Source organism: Baekduia soli, assembly GCF_007970665.1.
GTDB classification, from domain to species: Bacteria; Actinomycetota; Thermoleophilia; order Solirubrobacterales; family Solirubrobacteraceae; genus Baekduia; species Baekduia soli.
Map to the genome: position 1 here is coordinate 2,978,010 of NZ_CP042430.1, position 20,689 is coordinate 2,998,698.

General features: G+C 74.2%; 19 protein-coding genes and 1 pseudogene. 18 read left to right on the forward strand and 2 right to left on the reverse strand.

Annotation, left to right across the window (positions count from 1 at the left end):
* Positions 1–50: 50 nt before the first annotated feature.
* Positions 51–1,169, reverse strand: a pseudogene (locus FSW04_RS14125) (DUF3352 domain-containing protein); the annotation flags it as partial.
* Between the two features lie 373 nt (positions 1,170–1,542).
* Between FSW04_RS14125 and FSW04_RS14130 the strand changes: the two are divergent.
* The 14 genes from FSW04_RS14130 to FSW04_RS26090 all read left to right on the forward strand — a co-directional run bounded on the left by FSW04_RS14130 (position 1,543) and on the right by FSW04_RS26090 (position 16,637).
* Complete coding sequence (locus FSW04_RS14130) at positions 1,543–1,989, forward strand: division/cell wall cluster transcriptional repressor MraZ (protein ID WP_187368780.1); 447 nt, start codon at positions 1,543–1,545, stop codon at positions 1,987–1,989.
* Between the two features lie 20 nt (positions 1,990–2,009).
* Positions 2,010–2,957: a 16S rRNA (cytosine(1402)-N(4))-methyltransferase RsmH gene (rsmH, locus tag FSW04_RS14135; protein ID WP_146920317.1), complete on the forward strand. Its 948-nt coding sequence runs from the start codon at positions 2,010–2,012 to the stop codon at positions 2,955–2,957.
* The gene (locus FSW04_RS14140) at positions 2,954–3,853 is read left to right on the forward strand and encodes a hypothetical protein (RefSeq protein WP_146920319.1); all 900 of its coding nucleotides are present in this window, start codon (positions 2,954–2,956) and stop codon (positions 3,851–3,853) included. The genes rsmH and FSW04_RS14140 overlap by 4 nt, the downstream gene beginning before the upstream one ends.
* A gap of 3 nt (positions 3,854–3,856) precedes the next feature.
* A complete protein-coding gene (locus FSW04_RS14145) occupies positions 3,857–5,518 on the forward strand; it encodes a peptidoglycan D,D-transpeptidase FtsI family protein (protein WP_146920321.1) in 1,662 nt (553 codons plus the stop codon).
* Positions 5,519–5,578: 60 nt separating this feature from the next.
* Positions 5,579–7,015: a UDP-N-acetylmuramoyl-L-alanyl-D-glutamate--2,6-diaminopimelate ligase gene (locus FSW04_RS14150; protein WP_146920324.1), complete on the forward strand. Its 1,437-nt coding sequence runs from the start codon at positions 5,579–5,581 to the stop codon at positions 7,013–7,015.
* On the forward strand, positions 6,996–8,303 hold the full coding sequence (locus FSW04_RS14155; RefSeq protein WP_146920326.1) for a UDP-N-acetylmuramoyl-tripeptide--D-alanyl-D-alanine ligase: 1,308 nt from the start codon (positions 6,996–6,998) through the stop codon (positions 8,301–8,303). Before FSW04_RS14150 ends, FSW04_RS14155 begins: the two co-directional genes overlap by 20 nt.
* Positions 8,303–9,271, forward strand: a complete 969-nt coding sequence (mraY, locus tag FSW04_RS14160; protein WP_146920329.1) for a phospho-N-acetylmuramoyl-pentapeptide-transferase — start codon at positions 8,303–8,305, stop codon at positions 9,269–9,271. Before FSW04_RS14155 ends, mraY begins: the two co-directional genes overlap by 1 nt.
* A gap of 7 nt (positions 9,272–9,278) precedes the next feature.
* Positions 9,279–10,607, forward strand: a complete 1,329-nt coding sequence (gene murD / locus FSW04_RS14165) for a UDP-N-acetylmuramoyl-L-alanine--D-glutamate ligase (protein WP_146920331.1) — start codon at positions 9,279–9,281, stop codon at positions 10,605–10,607.
* The gene (gene ftsW / locus FSW04_RS14170) at positions 10,607–11,839 is read left to right on the forward strand and encodes a putative lipid II flippase FtsW (RefSeq protein WP_146920333.1); all 1,233 of its coding nucleotides are present in this window, start codon (positions 10,607–10,609) and stop codon (positions 11,837–11,839) included. Before murD ends, ftsW begins: the two co-directional genes overlap by 1 nt.
* Entirely contained in the window at positions 11,799–12,818 is a 1,020-nt protein-coding gene (gene murG, locus FSW04_RS14175) for an undecaprenyldiphospho-muramoylpentapeptide beta-N-acetylglucosaminyltransferase (RefSeq protein WP_267128229.1), read from the forward strand. Before ftsW ends, murG begins: the two co-directional genes overlap by 41 nt.
* The gene (locus FSW04_RS14180) at positions 12,815–14,125 is read left to right on the forward strand and encodes a UDP-N-acetylmuramate--L-alanine ligase (protein WP_228430470.1); all 1,311 of its coding nucleotides are present in this window, start codon (positions 12,815–12,817) and stop codon (positions 14,123–14,125) included. The genes murG and FSW04_RS14180 overlap by 4 nt, the downstream gene beginning before the upstream one ends.
* Before the next feature lie 56 nt (positions 14,126–14,181).
* Positions 14,182–15,033 carry a cell division protein FtsQ/DivIB gene (locus FSW04_RS14185; RefSeq protein WP_187368781.1) on the forward strand — a complete coding sequence of 284 codons (852 nt, stop codon included), beginning with the start codon at positions 14,182–14,184 and terminating at the stop codon, positions 15,031–15,033.
* Positions 15,034–15,238: 205 nt separating this feature from the next.
* Positions 15,239–16,315 (forward strand): cell division protein FtsZ, encoded by a 1,077-nt coding sequence (gene ftsZ, locus FSW04_RS14190; protein WP_146920340.1) that lies wholly within the window; start codon positions 15,239–15,241, stop codon positions 16,313–16,315.
* Between the two features lie 178 nt (positions 16,316–16,493).
* Positions 16,494–16,637 (forward strand): hypothetical protein, encoded by a 144-nt coding sequence (locus FSW04_RS26090; protein WP_187368782.1) that lies wholly within the window; start codon positions 16,494–16,496, stop codon positions 16,635–16,637.
* Positions 16,638–16,663: 26 nt separating this feature from the next.
* Here the strand turns inward: FSW04_RS26090 and FSW04_RS14195 are convergent, their stop codons facing one another.
* Positions 16,664–16,879 carry a hypothetical protein gene (locus tag FSW04_RS14195; protein WP_146920342.1) on the reverse strand — a complete coding sequence of 72 codons (216 nt, stop codon included), beginning with the start codon at positions 16,877–16,879 and terminating at the stop codon, positions 16,664–16,666.
* An 83-nt stretch (positions 16,880–16,962) separates the two neighbouring features.
* Here FSW04_RS14195 and FSW04_RS14200 point away from each other — a divergent pair, with 83 nt between their 5' ends.
* The 4 genes from FSW04_RS14200 (at position 16,963) to gcvPA (ending at position 20,550) form a co-directional block, all read left to right on the forward strand.
* Positions 16,963–17,463: a ferritin gene (locus FSW04_RS14200; RefSeq protein ID WP_146920344.1), complete on the forward strand. Its 501-nt coding sequence runs from the start codon at positions 16,963–16,965 to the stop codon at positions 17,461–17,463.
* Positions 17,464–17,667: 204 nt separating this feature from the next.
* Positions 17,668–18,744 carry a glycine cleavage system aminomethyltransferase GcvT gene (gcvT, locus tag FSW04_RS14205; RefSeq protein ID WP_146920346.1) on the forward strand — a complete coding sequence of 359 codons (1,077 nt, stop codon included), beginning with the start codon at positions 17,668–17,670 and terminating at the stop codon, positions 18,742–18,744.
* 10 nt (positions 18,745–18,754) lie between these two features.
* Positions 18,755–19,141 (forward strand): glycine cleavage system protein GcvH, encoded by a 387-nt coding sequence (gene gcvH / locus FSW04_RS14210; RefSeq protein ID WP_146920348.1) that lies wholly within the window; start codon positions 18,755–18,757, stop codon positions 19,139–19,141.
* Positions 19,142–19,155: 14 nt separating this feature from the next.
* The gene (gene gcvPA / locus FSW04_RS14215) at positions 19,156–20,550 is read left to right on the forward strand and encodes an aminomethyl-transferring glycine dehydrogenase subunit GcvPA (RefSeq protein WP_146920350.1); all 1,395 of its coding nucleotides are present in this window, start codon (positions 19,156–19,158) and stop codon (positions 20,548–20,550) included.
* Positions 20,551–20,689: the final 139 nt, after the last annotated feature.

Here is a 20,689-nt window from a genome sequence, read left to right on the forward strand (position 1 = left end):
AGGTCGCGGATCGTGCCGATCGCGCGCTGCGAGGCCGCCGGGTCCTTCGAGGTCACGACGAGCGCTCCGCCGAGGTCGCTCATCGACGTGCCGCGGACGAAGAGCGCCCCGTCGCCCATCCACGACAGGAAGTCCTGCTGGACGTCGACGCCGAGCTGGCCCTTGAGCTGCTGCAGCAGGGTCGCGGGGTCGACGCCGCCGGTGGCGCCGGCCTGCCCGAGCTGCTTGAGCTGGCGCTGGAATGCGCCGCCGACGTCGCCGATGCCGACGCTCAGCCACGCGTCGGCGGGCACGGAGGCCGCGGCGCCCGCGGCGTCGCCGTGGGCCGTGACGGCCTTGCGGCCCAGCACGGCGGCGTCGACGCGCAGCGCGTCCTGGGCGACCTCGAGCTTGGCCGCCACCGACCGCACGCCGCTGCCGGCGAGCAGGCTCTTGAGCGAGGCCGACTGGCCGGCCGCCGCCGACCCGGCCGCGCCCAGGGCGAGGTCCAGCGCGCGCGACGGGTCCACGTAGACGAAGCCGAGGCCGTCGGTGCCGATCTCGTCGCGGGCGTCCTTGAAGTTCTTGGCCTCGGCGAGCGAGCCGCCCTTCGTGGCGTCGATGGCCGACTTGAAGCCGCGGTCGGTGCCCAGGATGACCTCGCCGTCCAGGACGGTGGCCGCCATGTCCTGCGCGCGGTCGTAGGTGTAGGAGACCCCGCGGTACTGGGCCTTCGCGGCGCCCTGCTGCTGCTTGGCGACGAACGCCTTGGCCTTGTCGTCGTCCTTGGAGGCGATGACCGCCGCGACGTCGGCCTTCGCGCCGCCCGAGCCCATGGCCGTGACGGCCAGGCCGGCGCGGTTGCCCAGCCAGGGCTGGATGTCGGTCCTGTAGTGCGAGCCCTTCTTGCTCAGCGCCTGGTCGAGCGTGGAGACGATCTTGCTGCTCGGGTCGTCCGTCGCGAGGATCCTCTTGGCGACCGACTCGACGTTGGCCTTCAGGTCGCCCTGGGGCCGGAGCTGGGCCTCGAGGTAGAACGGCGCGGTGGCGGGCAGGGCGCTGGCCGGGTCGGCCCCGGCGTTGCCGCCCGAGGAGGAGGTGGAGCTGCTGCCGCACCCGGCGACCGGCACGGCGACCGCCGCGATGGTCGCGAGCGCCGCGAGGGAGCGGGGGAGGAGCGAGAACGCCATGCGCGAATCCTAGGGCGGTCGGCACCCGTGGGGGACGGGTGTCGGACCTCCCACGTCCGCCCACCGGGACGCATACCGAGCGGACGGAACGCCCTCGGAACCGCAATCCGCGTTGCAGGGTGCCGATCCTGCACGCCGCCGTGCGTCCGCGGGCCCGAACTGGACGGATGTCCACCCACCGCCGCAAACCCATTGCCCGCAAGGGATCCCGGCCATGCCGTGGGTGGAGCGGGGTCTGGAGTGGGGGAAAGTGTGCGATTTGGGTTGCATGGTGGGAGACAGTGGGATAGAACGCTGCCTGCGGACCGGGGTGGAGAGGTTCCTCCCACCTCTCCACCCCGGCCCCGAACCCTTCTCCGATGCGCCCGTCCTCATGGACACCTCCTTCACCGGCCAGGCCGACTACACGCTCGACGCCAAGAACCGCCTCACGGTTCCCGCGCGCTACCGCGGCGCGCTCGAGGGTGGCCTGGTGCTCGCCAAGGACATCGAGCGCTGCGTCGCGATCTGGCCGAGCGCCGGCTACGACGAGTTCCGACGGGCCGCCCTGCAGGACGTGCACCCGATGAGCCAGCGCGGGCGCAAGATCAACGCCTTCCTCTCCGCCAACTCCAACCCCGCGTCGCTGGACGGCGCCGGGCGCGTGCCGCTGCAGCCGTTCCTCATGGAGCACGGCGACCTGACGCGCGACGTGACCGTGGTCGGCGTCGGTGACCACCTGCAGATCTGGAACCGCGAGGCGTGGGCCGCCTACAACGAGCAGCTCGCGGCCGACATCTTCGACATCTCGGCGGCCTTCGACGGGCCGGCCGATGCCTGATGATCACTATCCCGTATGACATGACCGCCTCCCACGTCCCGGTGCTGGCCGGCGAGCTCATCGAGGCGCTCGATCCCCGACCGGGGGAGATCGCCGTCGACTGCACGTTCGGCGCGGGCGGCCACGCCCGCCTCGTGGCCGAGCGCCTGGGGCCGGGCGGCACGCTGATCGCCATCGACCGCGACCCCGTCGCCGAGAGCCACTTCGAGGCCTTCGCCGCCGAGGTGCCGTGCCAGACGCGCTTCCTGTCGGCCTCCTTCGCCGACGGCCTGCGCCAGCTCGTCGCCGAGGGCGTCAAGGCCGACCTGGTCTACGTCGACCTCGGGATCTCCTCCATGCAGGTCGACACCTGGGAGCGGGGCTTCTCCTACAGCTACGACGCGCCCCTGGACATGCGGATGGACCCCGAGCAGGAGCTCGACGCGCGCGAGGTCGTCAACACCTGGCCCGAGCGCCGCATCGCCCAGGCCCTGCGCGAGTACGGCGACGAGCGCTACGCCGGCCCGATCGCGCGCGCCATCGTGGCCGCGCGCGAGTCGCGCGTGATCGAGACCACCAGCGACCTCGTCGAGATCATCTCCGGCGCGATCCCCGCCCGGGCGCGGTTCGCCGGCGGCCATCCGGCCAAGCGCTCGTTCCAGGCCATCCGCATCGCGGTCAACGACGAGCTGGGCCAGCTGGACACGGCGCTGCCCCTCGCCTGGGCCGTGCTGCGCGAAAATGGCCGATTTGCAGGGATCTCCTTCCACAGCGGCGAAGACCGTCGCGTGAAGCGCTTCCTCGCCGCCCGCGCTCAGGGGTGCACCTGCCCCCCGGAGCTGCCGGTGTGCGTGTGCGGCCGGACGCCGGAGGCCGAGCTCGTCAGCCGCCGCGCGATCGCGCCCACCGCGGGCGAGGTCGGCAGCAACCCCCGTTCGGCGTCCGCGCGGATGCGGGCCGCCCGCAAGCTCAGGGAAGGCACCGAGTGACCCCTCCAGCCGCCACGGCCCCCGGCCGCGCGATCCCACGTACCCCGGGGCGGGGCGGTTCCATCCCGCGCCGCGTCTCGGGCCCCGCACGGCCCAAGGCCGCCCCGGGCGCCGCGCCGCGCCGGGCCCGCAGCACCGGCCGTCCGCCGTCCTCCCGCGCCCTGAGCCGGGCGCGCACCCTGGCCGACTCGCGCCTGCTGGACCGCCTCGTCCACGGCCGGCTGTGGATCCCCATCGTGGCCGCCGGCCTCATCGGCATCGTCTTCATGCAGGTCACGATGCTCAAGCTCAACGCGGGCATCGGCCGCGCCGTGCAGACCGCCTCGACGCTCGAGCGCCAGAACGCCTCGATGCGCGCCGACGTCTCGCGCATGGAGGCCGGCGACCGCATCGACAGCGTCGCGCACGACCTCGGCATGGTCGTGCCGGCCGACGGCAGCGAGCACTACGTCACCGCCGGGGTCCGCGGCACCGCCGCGCGCGCCGCCCAGCGCATGACGGCGCCCGACAGCTCCGCCGTGTTGCGCACCCAGGCGGGCCAGAAGGCCTCCGCCGTCGCCCAGGCCTCTGCCGCCGCCCAGGCGACCCAGGCCGCGGCCCCGGTGACCGCCGTCGCGCCCGCCGCCGCGGGCACCAGCGCCGCGGCGTCCACCACCGCCACGACAGCCACCACCCCCTCGACCGCGGCCGCGGGCACCGCCGCCGCCGCCGCGGCGCCGGCGGCGACGGGCGCGGCCTCCGCGCCCGCCGCCCAGCAGCAGGCCCCGGTCCAGCAGCAGGCGCCCGTGCAGCAGCAACAGCAGGCGCCCGTGCAGCAGCAGGCGGTCGCGCCGGCGCCGGCGGCGACCACCACCTCGGGCGGCGTCTCCGCCCCGGCGGCGACGCCAGGGGCATAGGCCGTGGTCCTGGTCGAACGCCGCATCGGCCTGCTGTTCGCGTTCTTCCTCGGCCTGCTGGCGATCGCCGGCCTGCGCTCCCTGCAGCTCGGCACGCTGAAGGGCGGCATGCTGGCCCGCGCGGCCACCAGCCAGCAGGTCGTGCAGTCCGTCGTGCCCGCCCACCGCGGCACGATCGTCGACCGCCGCGGCGTCGAGCTCGCCGTCTCCCAGGCCGCCGACGACGTGTCGGCCACGCCCTACCTCGTCAAGAACCCGGTCAAGGCCGCGGCCCAGCTCGCACCGCTGCTCGGGGTGCCCGAGGACGTCGTGCTGCGCAAGCTCTCGACGAAGGACTCGGGCTTCGTCTACCTCGCGCGCCACCTCCCCGGCGACCAGGCCGACAAGATCCGCCAGCTCAACCTCGCCGGGATCGACCTCACGCCGGGCCAGCGGCGCACCTACCCGCGCGACTACCTCGCCTCGCAGGTCCTGGGCTCGGTGAACCTCGACGGCAAGGGCGCCTCGGGCCTGGAATACGAGCTCGACGCCCGCCTGCACGGCAGCGACGGGCAGCGGCGCATCGTGCGCGACGGCGTCGGCGACGACGTCGCCGTGCGCGACGTCAAGCGCGCCACGCCGGGCGCCAAGGTCGAGCTGTCCCTGGACGCCAACATCCAGGACAAGGTCGAGGAGGTCCTCAAGGGCGTCGGCCAGGCCTACCGCCCCAAGGGCGCCACGGCGATCGTCACCAACCCGCAGACGGGCGAGATCCTCGCGCTGGCCAACTGGCCGCAGATCAACGCCAACAACCCGTCGGCGGCCCCGGGCTACGCGACGCAGGACCGCGCGGTCGGGTTCACCTATGAGCCGGGCTCGACGTTCAAGGCCATCACGGTCGCCGGCGCGATCGAGGACGGCAAGGTCACCCCGTCGACCTCGTTCAACCTGCCGCCCCAGATCCAGGTCGCCGACCGCGTCATCCACAACGCGGAGGCCCGCGGCTGGGCGACGATGACCACGAGCCAGATCCTGGCGCAGTCCGACAACGTCGGTGCGATCACGATCGGCGGGCTCCTCGGCGGCCGCCGCTTCGACCAGTGGGTCCGGCAGTTCGGGTTCGGGACGCCGACCGGCACCGACCTGCCCGGCGAGGAGCGCGGCGTCGTGCTGCCCTTCTCCAAGTACTCCGGCTCCTCCATGGGCAACCTCCCCATCGGCCAGGGCGAGCTCGTCACCCCGATGCAGATCGCGCAGTTCTACGGCGCGATCGCCAACGGTGGCATCCTGCGCACGCCCCACGTGGTGCGCCGCATCGACGGCAAGCTCGTGACATCGCGCGCCGGGCGCCGCGTGATGAAGGCCTCGACGGCCGCCTCGCTGCGCAACATGCTGCGCGGCGTGCTGGCGCCCGGCGGCACGGCCAGCGAGGTCCGGATCCCCGGCTACACGCTGGCGGGCAAGACCGGCACGGCCAACAAGATCGACCCGGTCACCCACGAGTACTCGACGTCGGCCTACGTGGCGTCGTTCGTGGGCTTCGCCCCGGCCGACGACCCCAAGCTCCTCATCTCGATCATGATCGACGAGCCCAAGGGCGGCATCTACGGCGGCCAGGTCGCGGCGCCCGCCTTCGGCAAGATCGCCAGCTTCGCGCTGCAGTACGAGAAGATCGCCCCGCGCTAGTGGACGGCGCCGCCCCCACCTCGGCGGGGTCGCGCGGCGCGAGGGGCTAAGGTCGCCGCGATGCTCCTGGGCGACCTCTTCGAGGACCGCACGCTGCCCGGGGCCGAGGTCCGGTCGCTGCACTACGACGCCCGGGCCGTGGAGCCCGGCGGCGTCTTCTTCTGCGTCCGCGGGTTCACCCGCGACGGTCACGAGTACGCCGCCGACGCGGTGGCGCGCGGCGCGGTCGCGCTCGTCGTGGACCGCCCGCTGGGGCTCGGGGTCCCCGAGGTCGTCGTGCCCGACGTGCGCGCCGCGATGGCGCCGGCCGCCGCCCGCCTGGCGGGCGACCCGACCGCCGAGCTGGCGATGGCCGGCATCACCGGCACCAACGGCAAGACGACGACGGCGTTCATGACGCGCGCCCTGCTGGAGGCCGGCGGGCGGCCCACCGGGCTGCTGGGGACGGTGACCTCCGTCGTGGGAGGCGCACAGAGCCCGACCGTCCGCACGACGCCCGAGGCCATCGACCTGCAGCCCGCGTTCCGCGCCATGCGCGACGGCGGTGACGAGGCCTGCGTCATGGAGGTCTCCTCCCACGCCCTGGACCTGCACCGCGCCGACGCCATCCACTGGGACGTCGCCGCGTTCACGAACCTCACGCAGGACCACCTCGACTTCCACGCCGACATGGAGGACTACTTCCGGGCCAAGCGCCGCCTGTTCGAGGTCGCCGCCGAGCAGTCGGCCGCGCTGGTGGTCTGCGTCGACGACCCGTACGGCGCGCGGCTGGCCCAGGCGTTCCCGGCGGCCGTGACCGTCGGCGTCGACGTGCCCGAGGCCGCGCTGCGCGCGGTCGACCTGCGGCCGGGGCGCAACGACACGGCCTTCGTCCTGCACGGCCGGACGCTGCACGCGCCGCTGCCCGGGCGGTTCAACGTGCTCAACGCGCTGGTGGCCGTGGCCGTGGCGCGCGAGCTCGGCGTCGACGACGCGACGATCGCCGAGGCGCTGCCCCGGGCCGGCAACGTGCCCGGGCGCTTCGAGCCGGTCGATGTCGGGCAGGCCTTCGCGGTCATCGTCGATTACTCGCACAAGCCCGACGCGCTGGACAACGTCCTGCGCACCGCCCGCGACATGACCGCCGGGCGCGTCATCGTCGTCGTGGGCGCCGGCGGCGACCGCGACCGCGGCAAGCGCCCGCTCATGGGCGCGGCGGCCGCGCAGCGCGCCGACGTCGTCGTGCTGACCTCCGACAACCCGCGCTCGGAGGACCCCGAGGCGATCATCGCCGCGATGGCGGCGGGCGCCGGCCCCGGCGACGCAGGGCGCGTGCACCGGATCCTCGACCGCCGGGAGGCCATCGGCCACGCGATCGGCCTGGCCGGGCCGGGTGACGTCGTCCTCATCGCCGGCAAGGGCCACGAGACCTACCAGGAGTTCGCCGGCGGCCGCCGGGAGCCGTTCGACGACCGCGAGGTCGCCCGGGAGGCGCTGCGTGCGCGACTGGACGGCTGAGCGCGTCGCCGAGGCGGCCGGCGCCCGGCTCGTCGAGCCCGGGGTGCGGCGTGACGGCCCGTCGCGGGTGACGATCGACTCGCGCCAGGCCCGCGTCGGCGACCTGTTCGTCGGGCTGCCCGGCGAGCGCGTCGACGGCGGGCGCTTCGCCGCCGACGTGCTCGGCGCGGGCGCCTGGGGCGTACTGGTGGGCGAGGGCTGGGCCGGGGTCGAGGACCCCACCGACCCGCCGGGCGCGATCCTCGTCGCGCCCGACCCCCTCCTGGCGCTGCAGCGCCTGGCGCTGGCCTGGCGGCGCGAGCTGGGCGCCGCGGTCATCGGCGTCACGGGCTCGACGGGCAAGACCTCGACGAAGGACCTCGTGGCCGCGATGGCCGCCACCGCCCGCAGCGTGGTGGCCACGCCGAAGAACCTCAACACGGAGATCGGGCTGCCGCTGACGATCCTCGGCGGCCCGGTGGGCACGGAGGTCCTCGTGCTGGAGATGGCGATGCGAGGCGCCGGCCAGATCGCCGAGCTGACGCAGATCGCCGAGCCCGACGTCGGGGTCATCGTCAACGTGGGCCCCGTGCACCTCGAGCTGTTGGGGTCGATCGAGGCGATCGCCGCGGCCAAGGCCGAGCTCGTCGCGGGCCTGCGGCCCGGCGCCACCGCCGTGCTGCCCGCCGGCGAGCGGCTGCTGGACCCGTACCGGCGCGACGACGTGACGATCGTCACGTTCGGGCGCGGCGGGGACGTCGAGGAGCTGCCCGCCGGCCTCGAGGTCACGGTGGGCGGCCGGCCGCTCAGCGCCCACATGCGCTCCAACGCGCTGGCGGCCCTGGCGGCCGTGACGGCCATCGGGGTCCGGCCCGGCGGCCGCGTCGACGTCGAGATCAGCGAGCTCCGGGGCCAGCGCGTCGAGCTGCCGGGTGGCGTCGTCGTCGTCAACGACTGCTACAACGCCAACCCCATGTCGATGCGCGCCGCCCTCGACGATCTGTCCGCGTCCGCGTCCGGCCGCCGCGTCGCCGTGCTCGGGGACATGCTCGAGCTCGGCCCGGGCGAGGAGGCCTTCCACGCCGAGATCGGCGCCCACGCGCGCGCCGCGGGCGTCGACGTCCTGGTGACCGTAGGCCCGCTGGCCGCCGCGATGGGCCCCGCCTTCGGCGGCGAGGTGCACGCGGTGCCCGACGCGGCCGACGCCGTCGCGCTGCTGCCCTCGCTGCTGCGCGCCGGCGACACCGTGCTCGTCAAGGCCTCGCGCGGCGTCGGCCTGGAGGCCGTCGCCGAGGGGCTGGCCGGCTGATGGGGGAGGTCCTCATCGCCGGCATGGGCTCGCTGCTCATCTGCATCTTCCTCAGCCCCCGCTTCATCGCGTTCCTGCGGGTGCGCGAGTTCGGCCAGAACATCCGCGAGGAGGGCCCGGAGGGCCACCACGAGAAGGCCGGCACGCCCACGATGGGCGGCATCATCATCTTCCTCGCGGTCTCCGTCCCGTTCCTGCTGCTGTCGGACTACGACTGGCGCTCGATCGGGGTCTACCTCGTGGCGATCCTGTCGGCCGTCCTCGGCTTCGCCGACGACTTCACGAAGATCATCCGCCGCCGGTCGCTGGGCCTCAGCGGCCGGATGAAGCTCGGCGGGCAGGTCGCCATCTCGCTGCTGCTCTGGTACATCGCCACCCAGAAGGCCCAGCTGCCCGCGACGCTGCGGCTGCGCACCATCGACGCCACCGTCGACCTCGGCGTCTTCTACCCGCTGTTCATCTACCTCGTGGTCGCCGGCACGACCAACGCCGTCAACCTGACCGACGGCCTCGACGGGCTGGCCGCCGGGTGCGCGGCCATCGTGGCGCTGGCCTACATCGGGATCACGTTCATCACGCGCGGCGCCGACGACCTGGCGCTGCTGTCGGGCTGCCTGGTCGGGGCCTGCGTCGGCTTCCTGTGGTTCAACGCGTTCCCGGCGACGATCTTCATGGGCGACACCGGCTCGCTCGGGCTGGGCGGCGCGATCGCCGGGCTGGCCGTGATGACCAAGACCGAAGAGCTGCTCATCCTGCTCGGCGGCATCTTCGTCGTCGAGGCGCTCTCGGTCCTCATCCAGGTCTTCTCCTTCCAGACCTTCCGCAAGCGCGTGTTCCTCATGGCGCCGATCCACCACCACTTCGAGATCCTCGGGTGGTCGGAGACCAAGATCATCCTGCGCTTCTGGATCATCGCGGCCGTCTGCGCCGCCTCGGGCTTCACGATCTACCAGCAGTCGATCGCCTGAGCCGCCGATGAGGCCCCGTCCGCCCCTGCCGCCCGGCCCCTGGCTCGTGGTCGGCATGGCCCGCTCGGGGCAGGCCGCCGCGGCGCTGCTGCACGCCCGCGGCGAGCGCGTCGTGGCCACCGATCGGGCGCCTGCGGCGCGGCTGGGCGACGTGGCGCTGCCCGAAGGCGTCGTGCTGCACGCCGGGACGGACTCCCCGGCCCTGCTGGAGGGCGTGCGCGCCGTCGTCAAGTCGCCCGGGGTGCCGGCGCAGGCCCCGGTGATCGCCGCCGCACGGCAGCGCGGCGTGCCCGTGCTCGGCGAGCTCGAGCTGGCCTGGCGCTGCGTGCCCGACCGCGTCATCGCCGTCACGGGCACCAACGGCAAGACCACGACCGTCGAGCTGCTCGGTCACCTGCACCGCGAGGCCGGCGTGCCCGTCGCCGTCGTCGGCAACGTCGGCACGGCCTACGCGTCGCTGGCCCTGCACCCGCCCGCCCCGGAGACCGTCGTGGTCTGCGAGGCCTCGTCGTTCCAGCTCGAGGACACCTCGGCCTTCGCGCCCGAGACCGCCGTGCTGCTCAACCTCGACAGCGACCACCTGGATCGCCACGGCACCCTGGAGGCCTACCACGCCGCCAAGCTGCGGATCTTCGCCCACCAGGGCAACGATGACGTCGCCGTCGCCCCCGAGGGCCTCGGGATCCCCGATCTCGGCGGGTGCGCACGGCGCGTGTGCTTCGGCGAGTCGCCCGAGGCCGAGCTGTCGCTGCGCGCCGGGACGCTGTGGTGGGACCGCGAGCCGCTGCTGCGCGCCGACGAGCTGGCCCTCCGCGGCCCGCACAACGTCCGCAACGCGATGGCGGCCGCCGCGGCCGTGCTGGCCGGGGGCATGGACGCCGATGCGGTCCGCGCCGGGCTGCGCACCTTCGCCGGGGTGCCGCACCGCCTCGAGGAGGTCGCGCGGCGCGACGGCGTGATCTACGTCAACGACTCCAAGGCGACGAACGTCGCCGCGGCGCTCGTGGCGCTGCGCTCGTTCACGGTGCCCGTGCACGTCATCCTCGGCGGCCGCGGCAAGGGGAGGCCTACGCGCCGCTGCGCGAGGCCGTCGCGGCGCACGCCGTCGCGGCGTACCTCATCGGCGAGGAGGCGCCCGCGCTGCACGCCGCGCTGGAGGGCGCCGTGGCGCTGCACGACTGCGGCGACCTGGCCTCCGCGGTGGACGCCGCGCGGGCCGCGGCCGTCCCCGGCGAGGTCGTCCTCATGGCCCCGGCGTGCGCCTCGTTCGACCAGTTCGAGAACTTCGAGGCGCGCGGGGAGGCTTTCCGGGAGCTGGCGCGAATGTAGAGCCTGATGGCCCGCCGCCGCCATCCCCACTCGATCGAGCACAACATCCTCATCACCGCGACCCTGTGCCTCCTGGCCGCAGGCGCCGTGATGGTGTTCAGTGCGTCGTCCGCCCGTTCCCTGCTGTCCGGCCAGGGCGACGGCACCACGTTCCTGATCAGGTACGTGGGCTACGGCGCGGTCGGCGTCGTGCTCATGCAGATCATCGCCCGCCGGGGCCTGGAGATCGTGCCGCGGCTGACGGGGCCGCTGCTCATCGGGTCCTTCGTCGCGCTCGTGCTCGTCAAGCTCCCGGGCTTCGGCGTGTCGGTCAACGGCGCGCGCCGCTGGCTCGGCGCCGGCCCGCTGGTCTTCCAGCCGTCGGAGGTCATGAAGCTCGCGCTCGTGCTCTACGCGGCCAAGCTCCTGGCCGAGCGCCCCAAGGTCCTGCACCGCTGGCAGAACCTGGGGCCGCTGGGCCTCGTGGCCGGCGGCGCGGTGCTGCTCGTCGCCTCCCAGCCCGACCTGGGCACCGCGCTGGTCATCTGCTTCACGATGGCCGCGATGCTCGTGGCGGCGGGCATGCCGGTGCGCTGGCTGGCGACGGCCGGCGGCGTGGGCGGCGTCATGGTCCTGCTGTACGCCATGAGCGCCAGCTACCGGCGCGACCGCCTCATGACGTTCCTGGACCCCTGGGCCCACGCCGGCAACGAGGGCTTCCAGTCCGTGCAGGGGCAGATCGCCATCGGCTCCGGCGGCCTCTTCGGCCGCGGCCTGGGCCAGTCGCTGCAGAAGAACCTCTTCCTGCCCGAGGCCCACACGGACTTCATCCTGGCCATCATCGGCGAGGAGCTCGGCGTCGTGGGCATCTGCGGCGTGCTGTTCCTCTACGGCCTGGTGGCCTACGCGGGGCTGCGCGTGGCCCGCAACGCGCGCGGCACCTACGCCAAGCTGCTGGCCGCCGGCGTCACGTCGCTGTTCCTCAGCCAGGCGATGCTCAACGTCTTCACCGTGCTGGGCCTCGCGCCGCTGACCGGCGTCCCGCTGCCGTTCATCTCCTACGGCTCGACGAACCTCATCGTGCTGCTGCTCGGGATGGGCCTGCTGCTCAACGTCGCCGCGGGCGGCAACGTCAAGCTGCAGGCGGTGCCCGATGTGTCAGGGTCCCGGCGCGATGGCTCCCACGATCGTGATCGCCGCCGGAGGGACAGCCGGGCACGTGGTGCCGGCGCTGGCGGTGGCCGACGCGCTGCGGGCTGAGGCCGGCGCGCACGTCGTCTTCGTCGGCGGCGAGCGGGCCGAGCGAACGCTCGTCCCCGAGGCCGGCTACGAGCTGCGCCCGATCGCCGTCGAGGGCCTGAGCCGCTCCAACCCGCTCAAGGCGGCCCGCGGGCTCCTCCGGGCCGCGGCCGCGCTGGGCACCGCGCGGCGCATCCTGCGTGACGTGCGCCCCGACGCGGTGCTCGGCGGCGGGGGCTACGTCGCCGGCCCCGTCGGCGCCGCGGCGGTCGCCGGGCGCATCCCGCTCGTGCTCACGGAGGCCGACAGCCACCTCGGCCTGACCAACCGGCTCCTGGCGCCGTTCGCGCGCCGGGTCTGCCTCGCGTTCCCGCTGGCCGGGCGGGAGGGTGAGCGCTACCGCGTCACGGGCCGCCCGGTGCCCGCCGTGCAGGCCGACCGGGCCGCGGCCCGCGAGCGCTTCGGCCTGCCCGCCGAGGCCACGTGCGTCCTGGTCTTCGGCGGCTCGCTCGGCGCGCGGTCCATCAACGAGGCGGCCGTCGCCGCGCTGCGCGACCGGCCCTACCGGGTGCTGCACGCCTGCGGCGTGCGCGATCACGACGCGCTGCGCGCGCGCCTCGGCGATCCGCCGCCGCCCGGCTACGACCTGCGGTCCTACATCACGCCGTTCGGCGACGCGCTGGCCGCCGCCGACCTCTGCGTCGCGCGCTCGGGCGGCTCGGTCTTCGAGATCGCCGCCCATGGGCTGCCGGCGATCCTCGTGCCCTACCCGCACGCCGCCGCCGACCACCAGACGTCGAACGCGCGCTGGATGACCGACGCCGGGGCCGCCGTGGTGGTGCGCGACGACGAGCTGACGCCCGAGCGACTGGCCCGGGAGGTCGACGCCCTGCTCGCCGACCGCGGGAGGCTGGCCGCGATGGCCGCCGCCTCGGCCGCGCTCGCCCGGCCCGACGCCGCGCGCGACATCGCCCGCGAGGTCCTCGGAGCCGTCGCGTGACCCCCGACGAGCGCCCGTGGGCCGGGAAGCGCATCCACCTCATCGGGATCGGGGGCGCCGGGATGAGCGGCTGGGCGCGGGTGGCCGGCCAGCTCGGCGCGACGGTCAGCGGCTCGGACCGGGCCGAGTCCCCCGCGCTCGACCACCTGCGCGCCCTGGGCGTCGAGGTCCACGTGGGCCACGACGCGGCCAACGTGCCCGCCGGCGCCGACGTCTTCCACAGCTCGGCGATCCCGGCCGACAACCCCGAGCGCACAGCGGGGCGGCCGTCGCTGCCCCGGGCCGAGCTGCTGCGCCGGCTCACCGCGCTCAAGCGCGTCATCGCGGTGGCCGGGGCGCACGGCAAGACGACGACGACCTCCATGGCCGCCCACGCGCTGCTGGGCGCCGGCCTGGCGCCGGGCTACCTCATCGGCGGCGCGCTGCGCAGCACCGGCGAGCACGCCGATTGGGGTTCCCACCGCTCCGGCGGCTGGCTCGTGGTCGAGGCCGACGAGTCCGACCGCTCCATGCTGGCCCTGGACACCGACGTCGCGGTCGTGCTGAACATCGAGCTCGACCACCACGCGACCTACGGGTCGCTGGCCGAGGTCGTCGAGGTCTTCGACGCGTTCCGCGCCGCGGCGCCGCAGGTCGTGGCCGCCCCCGAGCTCGCGCGGCCGGGCGACATCGTCTTCGCGCCGGAGGATCTGGTGCTCGAGCCCGGCGGCTCGCGCTTCGGGTGGCGCGGCCACGAGGTCCGCCTCGTGGTCCCGGGCGCCCACAACGCGCGCAACGCCGCCGCGGCGCTGGAGGCCTGCCGCCTGACGGGCGCGGACGAGGCCGCCCTGGTGGCCGCGCTGGCCGGCTTCAGCGGCGCGGGGCGGCGCTTCGAGCGCCTCGGGCACACCCGCTCGGGCGCCGAGGTCGTCGACGACTACGCCCATCACCCGACGGAGGTCGCCGCCACGATCGCGGCGGCCCGCTCCCTGCGCCCGCGGCGGCTCGTGGCGTGCTTCCAGCCGCACCTGTTCAGCCGCACCCGGGAGCTGTACCGCGAGTTCGGCGCCGCGCTGGCCGCGGCCGACGTCGCGTGCGTCCTGGACGTCTACCCGGCGCGGGAGCGCGCCGAGGACTTCCCGGGCGTCAGCGGCCTGCTCGTCGCCGAGGCGGCCGCCGACGCCGCGGATGGCCGCGAGGTCCTGTGGCTGCCGACGCTCGCCGAGGCCGAGCGGGTCCTCGGGCCGCGGCTGCGCGAGGGCGACCTCGTCCTCGTCATGGGCGCGGGCGACGTCGACGCCCTCGGCCGCGCGCTGGTCGTCGCCTGATGCGTCCGCGCGGCGCGGGCAGGGGACCTCGGGCCCACGGCGAACCCAGCACTCGGATGCACCGTGCCGCCGTCCTCACGCGCCCCCGTGCCCTGCCGCGCCTGCCCCGCCACGGCATCTGGGTCCTGGCCGCGATCGCGCTGATCGTCGCCTTCGGCCTGTGGCTGCGCGACTCGTCGCTCGTCGCGGTCCAGAAGGTCTCCGTGACCGGCCTGACCGGGCCGGAGACCGCGCGCCTGACCACGCAGCTCGAGGCCGCCGCGCGCGACATGACCACGCTGCACGTCCGCACCGACCAGCTCGAGGCCGTCGTCCGCCCCTACCCCGTGGTCAAGCGCGTCACGGCGCACGCGAGCTTCCCGCACACCCTGCGCATCGAGGTCACCGAGAACGTGCCCGTGGCCTCCGTGCTCGTCGACGGCGTCCGCACGCCGGTCGGCGGCGACGGCCGCCTGCTGCGCGGCGCCGACCAGCGTGCGCTCCCCGTGGTGCCGATGAGCGTCGTGCCGACGGGCGACCGCGTCGCCGACAAGACCGCGCTGCGCGCCATCGCCGCCCTGGCCTTCGCCCCGCCGGCGCTGCGCAGCCGGGTCCAGCGGGCCGTCACCACGCCTGCCGGCGGCCTCACGCTGACGCTCGAGCGGGGCCCCGAGCTGCACTTCGGCGGCGGCGATCGCCTGGCGGCCAAGTGGGCCGCGGCGGCCGCCGTCCTCGCCGACGCCGGCTCGGCCGGCGCCACCTACCTCGACCTGCGCTACCCCGAGCGCCCGGCCGCCGGCGGCCTCGAGGATCCGGCGACCCAGCGCGACCCGGAGACCGCCAACGCGGCCCTGCCGGGCGCCTCGACCACGACGGGGGCGGCCGCGACGGCGACGCCTGCGGGCGCCGCGGCGGGCACCACGCCGTGACGACCTTCGACCTGAGGTCGAGGGTGCGCGGAGGCCGGAGTCTCAAGGGTGACTCCAGGCTTCTGGGAACTGCAAGCAAGATTGCGCCCTAGACTTCGCATTGACACCCCGGAACGCCGATGCGTACGGTGCATCGGCCGGGGGTGGCGCAATCACGCGCAAACTCTCGAGGCTATCTAGAGGGTCGGACAGGAACTTCAGTCACATGGAAAGCGGCAGCTACCTCGCGGTCATCAAGGTCGTCGGCGTCGGCGGCGGCGGGACCAATGCGGTCAATCGCATGGTCGACGCCGGCCTCCGCGGCGTCGAGTTCGTGGCCGCGAACACCGACGCCCAGGCGCTCGCCATGTGCGACGCCGACATCAAGCTCAACATCGGGCACGAGCTCACCAAGGGACTCGGGGCGGGTGCGAACCCGGACGTCGGGTTCGGCGCCGCGGCCGAGTCGCGCGACGACATCAAGGAGGCGCTCAAGGGCGCCGACATGGTCTTCGTCACGGCCGGCGAGGGCGGGGGAACGGGAACCGGCGCGGCGCCCGTGATCGCCGAGATCGCCAAGAACGAGATCGGCGCGCTGACGGTCGGCGTGGTCACCAAGCCGTTCGAGTTCGAGGGCACGCAGCGGATGCGCCAGGCCGAGGAGGGCGTCCAGCGCCTCCGCGACGTGGTCGACACGCTCATCGTCATCCCCAACGAGAAGCTGCTCGCGCTCGTCGAGCGCCGCACGACGATCCTCGAGGCGTTCCGCGAGGCCGACAACGTGCTGCGCCAGGGCGTGCAGGGGATCACGGACCTCATCACGATCCCCGGCCTGATCAACCTGGACTTCGCCGACGTGCGCACGATCATGGCCGACGCCGGCTCGGCACTCATGGGCATCGGGCAGTCCGGGGGCGAGACGCGGGCCGCCGACGCGGCCAAGACGGCGATCTCCAGCCCGCTGCTGGAGCAGTCGGTCGAGGGCGCCACGGGCATCCTGCTCAACATCACGGGCGGCCCGGACATCGGCCTGTTCGAGATCAACGAGGCCGCGGAGATCGTGCAGAGCGCGGCCGACGCCAACGCGAACATCATCTTCGGCTCGGTCATCGACGAATCGCTGGGCGACGAGGTCCGCGTGACCGTCATCGCCACCGGGTTCGACCACGGGCGCGCCCGCCCGCGCCAGGCCCGCGAGGAGACGCGCGACAGCGCGCGGCGCCGCGATCGCTCGCCGCGGATCGAGCGGGAGTCGCTCGAGATCCGCGACGACGACATCGACATCCCGCCCTTCCTGCGCTGAGCGGCGGCCCCGGAGGCCGCCGGGGAGCGGGGCGTCGCGGCTCGGATGAGCGGCGACGCGCCCGCGTCCTGCTGCGGACGGCAGATCCCAAGAACTAGGTATGGCGCCGGCCCGCGGGATTGCCGAAGATACGGGGGAGCACCCGTTCTTCCGTCGCCCTCAGCAAGGACGCCCGCCGATGCCCCAGCCCCCGCAGATGAACACGGACGAGCTCGCCGAGCTGCTGACGCAGCTCGAGCTGAGCACCGAGGACTCGCGCGACGAGCTCCTCACGGACTTCCTCGTCCGGCCGTACCCGACCAAGGTCACCCAGGACAACTGACGCGGGGGCGCGCCCGCGTCGGCGCCCTAGACCGCGGCGGGGGCGCCGCGGCGGGCGAGGTCCAGCGCTTCGAGCGTGCGCAGCACCGGGTCGGGCAGCACGCGCCGGCCGGCGCCGGCGAAGACCTCGTCGACCAGCGCCGCGACGGCGTCCTGCCGCGTGCGGCTCCGCGCGGCCGCCGCGAGCACGACGGGGCAGTCGTGGCATCGGGGGCAGGTGCGGCAGCAGCGCGAGGGCGGCATGGACCACGCGAGCGTAGCACGGATCGTAGGGAACCCTAAGATGGGGCCCGCACGCCCGGCCGCGCGGTCGATATGGTCCGCGCATGCCCTCCGAGCGCTTCGTCGACGCCCTCAACGCCCAGGTCGCCCGGGAGTTCGCCGCGGCGCACCAGTACACGGCGATCGCGGCGTACTACACGGGGGAGACCTACCCGCAGCTCGCCGCCTTCTTCTTCGCGCAGGCCGAGGAGGAGCGCGAGCACGCGCTCAAGATGGTCAACTACCTGCTCGACACGAACTCGCCGGTCAACTTCACGGGCATCGACCCGCCGAGGACCGACTTCGAGGACCACATCGCGCCGATCCGGCTCGCGCTGGACCAGGAGCGCTCGGTGACCGTGAGCATCAGCGAGCTGTTCGAGGTCGCTCGCGAGACGCGCGACTTCCGCTCGGAGCAGTTCCTGGACTGGTTCCTGGCCGAGCAGACCGAGGAGGAGTCCTCCATGTCGGACCTCTTGGCCGTCGCCGAGCGCACCGCCAGCGTGCCGATGCTGCTCGAGGAGTACCTCGCCCGGGAGACCCCGGGCGCGCCGCCCGCCGAGTGAGGGCGGTCCGCGCGGGGCCGTCAGTCGGCCAGCGCGTCGATCTCCGCGTTGCTCAGGCACCACAGGGGCGTCGCGGGCCTCCCGGCGAGGTGCAGCCGGCCGAGCAGCGAGCGGATCATGGGCCGTCCGTACCCACCCGGGGCGCCCCCGTATCGCCCCGGTGTCCGGTGCAGCGCGGTCGGAGACGACTGCTAGCCTCGCCCCGTGGCCGCCGCCTCCGCAGACACGTCCCTCAAGCGCACCCCGCTGCACGACCGCCACGTCGCCGCGGGGGCCCGGATGGTCCCCTTCGCGGGGTGGGAGATGCCCGTCCAGTACACCGGCGTCGGCCCCGAGCACCTGGCCACGCGCGCCACAGCGGGCATCTTCGACGTCTCGCACATGGGCGAGATCGGCACCTCCGGCCCGGACGCCGCGCGCTTCCTGCAGCACCTCGTCAGCAACGACGTCGACAAGCTCCAGACCGGCGGAGCGCAGTACTCGGTCCTCTGCCGCGAGGACGGCGGCGTGCTGGACGACCTCTTCACCTACCGCCTGGGCGCCGACCGCTTCCTGACGGTCTCCAACGCCTCCAACCATGACAGCGACCTGGCCTGGTTCCGCCGCCGGGCCGAGGGCTTCGACGTCGAGATCGAGGACGCCGCGCCGCGCTACGCGATGCTCGCCGTGCAGGGCCCGCAGGCGCGCGAGATCGTCCAGGCGCTGGCCGACGCCCCGCTGCCCGACCGCTTCACCTGCCGCCACCGCCTCCTGCGTGGACGCCGGGTGCTCGTCGCCGGCACGGGCTACACGGGCGAGGACGGCGTCGAGCTGCTGTGCGACCCCGACGACGCGGTCCTCCTCTGGGACGAGGCGGTGCGCCGCGGCGCGGTGCCCGCCGGCCTGGCCGCGCGCGACACCCTGCGCCTGGAGGTCTGCTACCACCTCTACGGCAACGACCTCATGGTCACCCGTGGTCCGATCGAGGCCGGCCTGGGCTGGGCGTGCAAGGAGGACACGGGCTTCATCGGCGCGGAGGCCGTGCGCGCCGTCCGCGACGCCGGGCCCGCCGAGAAGCTCGTCGCGTTCACGATGCCGTCGGGGATCGCCCGGCAGGGCAACCCGGTCGTGGGCGGGGGCGAGGTGACGTCGGGGACGATGTCGCCGTCGCTGCAGACCGGCATCGGCATGGCCTACGTGCCCGCGGGGCGCGCGGCCGTGGGCACCGAGCTGCAGATCGACGTGCGGGGCAAGCTGCGCCCCGCCGTGGTCTCCCGCAAGCCGCTGTACGTAAAGCCTTAGGGTGCCCGCCATGGCCGACTCCAGCTATCCCGCAGAGCTGCTGTACCACCCCGAGCACGACTGGGCCCAGGTCGATGGCGACGTCGCGACGTTCGGCATCACCTGGTTCGCCCAGGACGCCCTCGGCGAGGTCGTGTTCTTCGATCCGCCCGAGGTGGGCTCGTCGGTGACCGCCGGCGAGTCGTACGCCGAAGTGGAGTCCGTCAAGGCCGTGTCCGACGTGGTCGCGCCGCTCAGCGGCGAGATCATCGAGGTCAACCTCGGCCTGGGCGACACCCCCGAGGCGATCAACAACGACCCGTACGGCGACGGCTGGATGGTCAAGGTCCGGCTCTCCGATCCCTCGGAGAGCGATGGCCTGCTCGACGCCGCCGCCTACGAGGCCACGCTCTCCTAGACCCCGAGGCTCCCTTGTCGCAGTACACCGCCGTGACCGACGCCGACCTGGCGGAGATGCTCTCCGCCATCGGCGTGGGCTCCGTCCAGGAGCTCTTCGACCGCCAGATCCCTGCCGACGTGCGCCTCGGCCGCCCGCTCGACCTCCCCGAGGGGATGCCCGAGCAGGACGTCTACGCCCACCTGCGCGACCTGGCCGCGCGCAACACCGGGGCCGAGGACGAGATCACGTTCCTCGGCGCGGGCATGTACGACCACTACGTGCCGGCGGTCATCGACATGCTGCTCGGGCGCAGCGAGTTCCTGACGCCCTACACGCCGTACCAGCCCGAGGTCTCCCAGGGCAACCTGCAGGTCATGTTCGAGTACCAGACCGCGATCAGCGAGCTGACGGGCCTGCCGGTCTCCAACGCCTCGGTCTACGAGGGGCCCTCCGCCGTGGCGTCGGCGGGCTATCTGGCGCGGCTGGCCAACGGCAGGCCGAAGTTCGTGGTCTCCCGCGGGCTGCACCCGCACTCGCGCGAGACGCTGGCGACCTACGCCCACGGGTTCGGCGCCGAGATCGTCGAGGTCGGGCTGCGCGACGGCGTCACCGACCCCGAGGCGTGGGCGGCGGCCATCGACGGCGAGACCGGTGCCGTGTTCTTCGCCCAGCCCAACTTCCTGGGCGCGGTGGAGGACGCCGAGGCGCTGGCCGCCGCGGCCAAGGACTCGCCGGCCGTGGTCGTCGGCCAGTACGACCCGATCCCGCTCGGCGTGCTCAAGCCCCCGGGCGAGTGCGGCGTCGACGTCGCCGTCGGCGAGGGCCAGACGCTGGGCAACCGCCTGGACTTCGGCGGCCCCTCGTTCGGCTTCTTCGCCGCCACGGAGGCCTACCTGCGGCGCATGCCCGGCCGCATCGCCGGCGAGACCGTCGACGCCGACGGCCGCCGCGGGTTTGTGCTCACCCTGCAGACCCGCGAGCAGCACATCCGCCGCGAGAAGGCCACGAGCAACATCTGCACCGCGCAGGCGCTCAACGCGCTGGCCGGCGTCGTGTACCTGACCTGGCTGGGCCGCGAGGGCCTCGTCGAGCTCGGCGAGCTGCTGCTGCAGCGCACCCACCACGCCCGCGAGCGCCTGACCGCGCTGGACGGCGTGACCGCGCTGCACGATCAGCCCGTCGTGCGCGAGTTCGCCGTGGCGCTGGACGTCGGCGGCACCGACGGGGTGCGGCGGGTCATCGCCCGCTGCCAGGAGGCGGGGGTCAACCCCGGCTACGCGCTGGGCCGCGACTACGAGGAGTACGGCGACGGGCTGCTCGTCGCGCTGACCGAGCAGCGCTCGGCCGCCGACATCGACCGGCTGGCCGAGGTGCTGGGCGCCGCGGTCGCCGCGGAGCGCGCGGACGCCGAGGTGGCGGCATCATGATCTGTGACCTGACCACGAACGAGTGCACCATGATCCCGACCGCATGAGCGCCCTGAGCGACAACCGGCTGCACGCCGACCCGGGCATCGACGGACATCATCCGCACCATGAGATCCCGGTGGGATCGCAGGGCGCGACG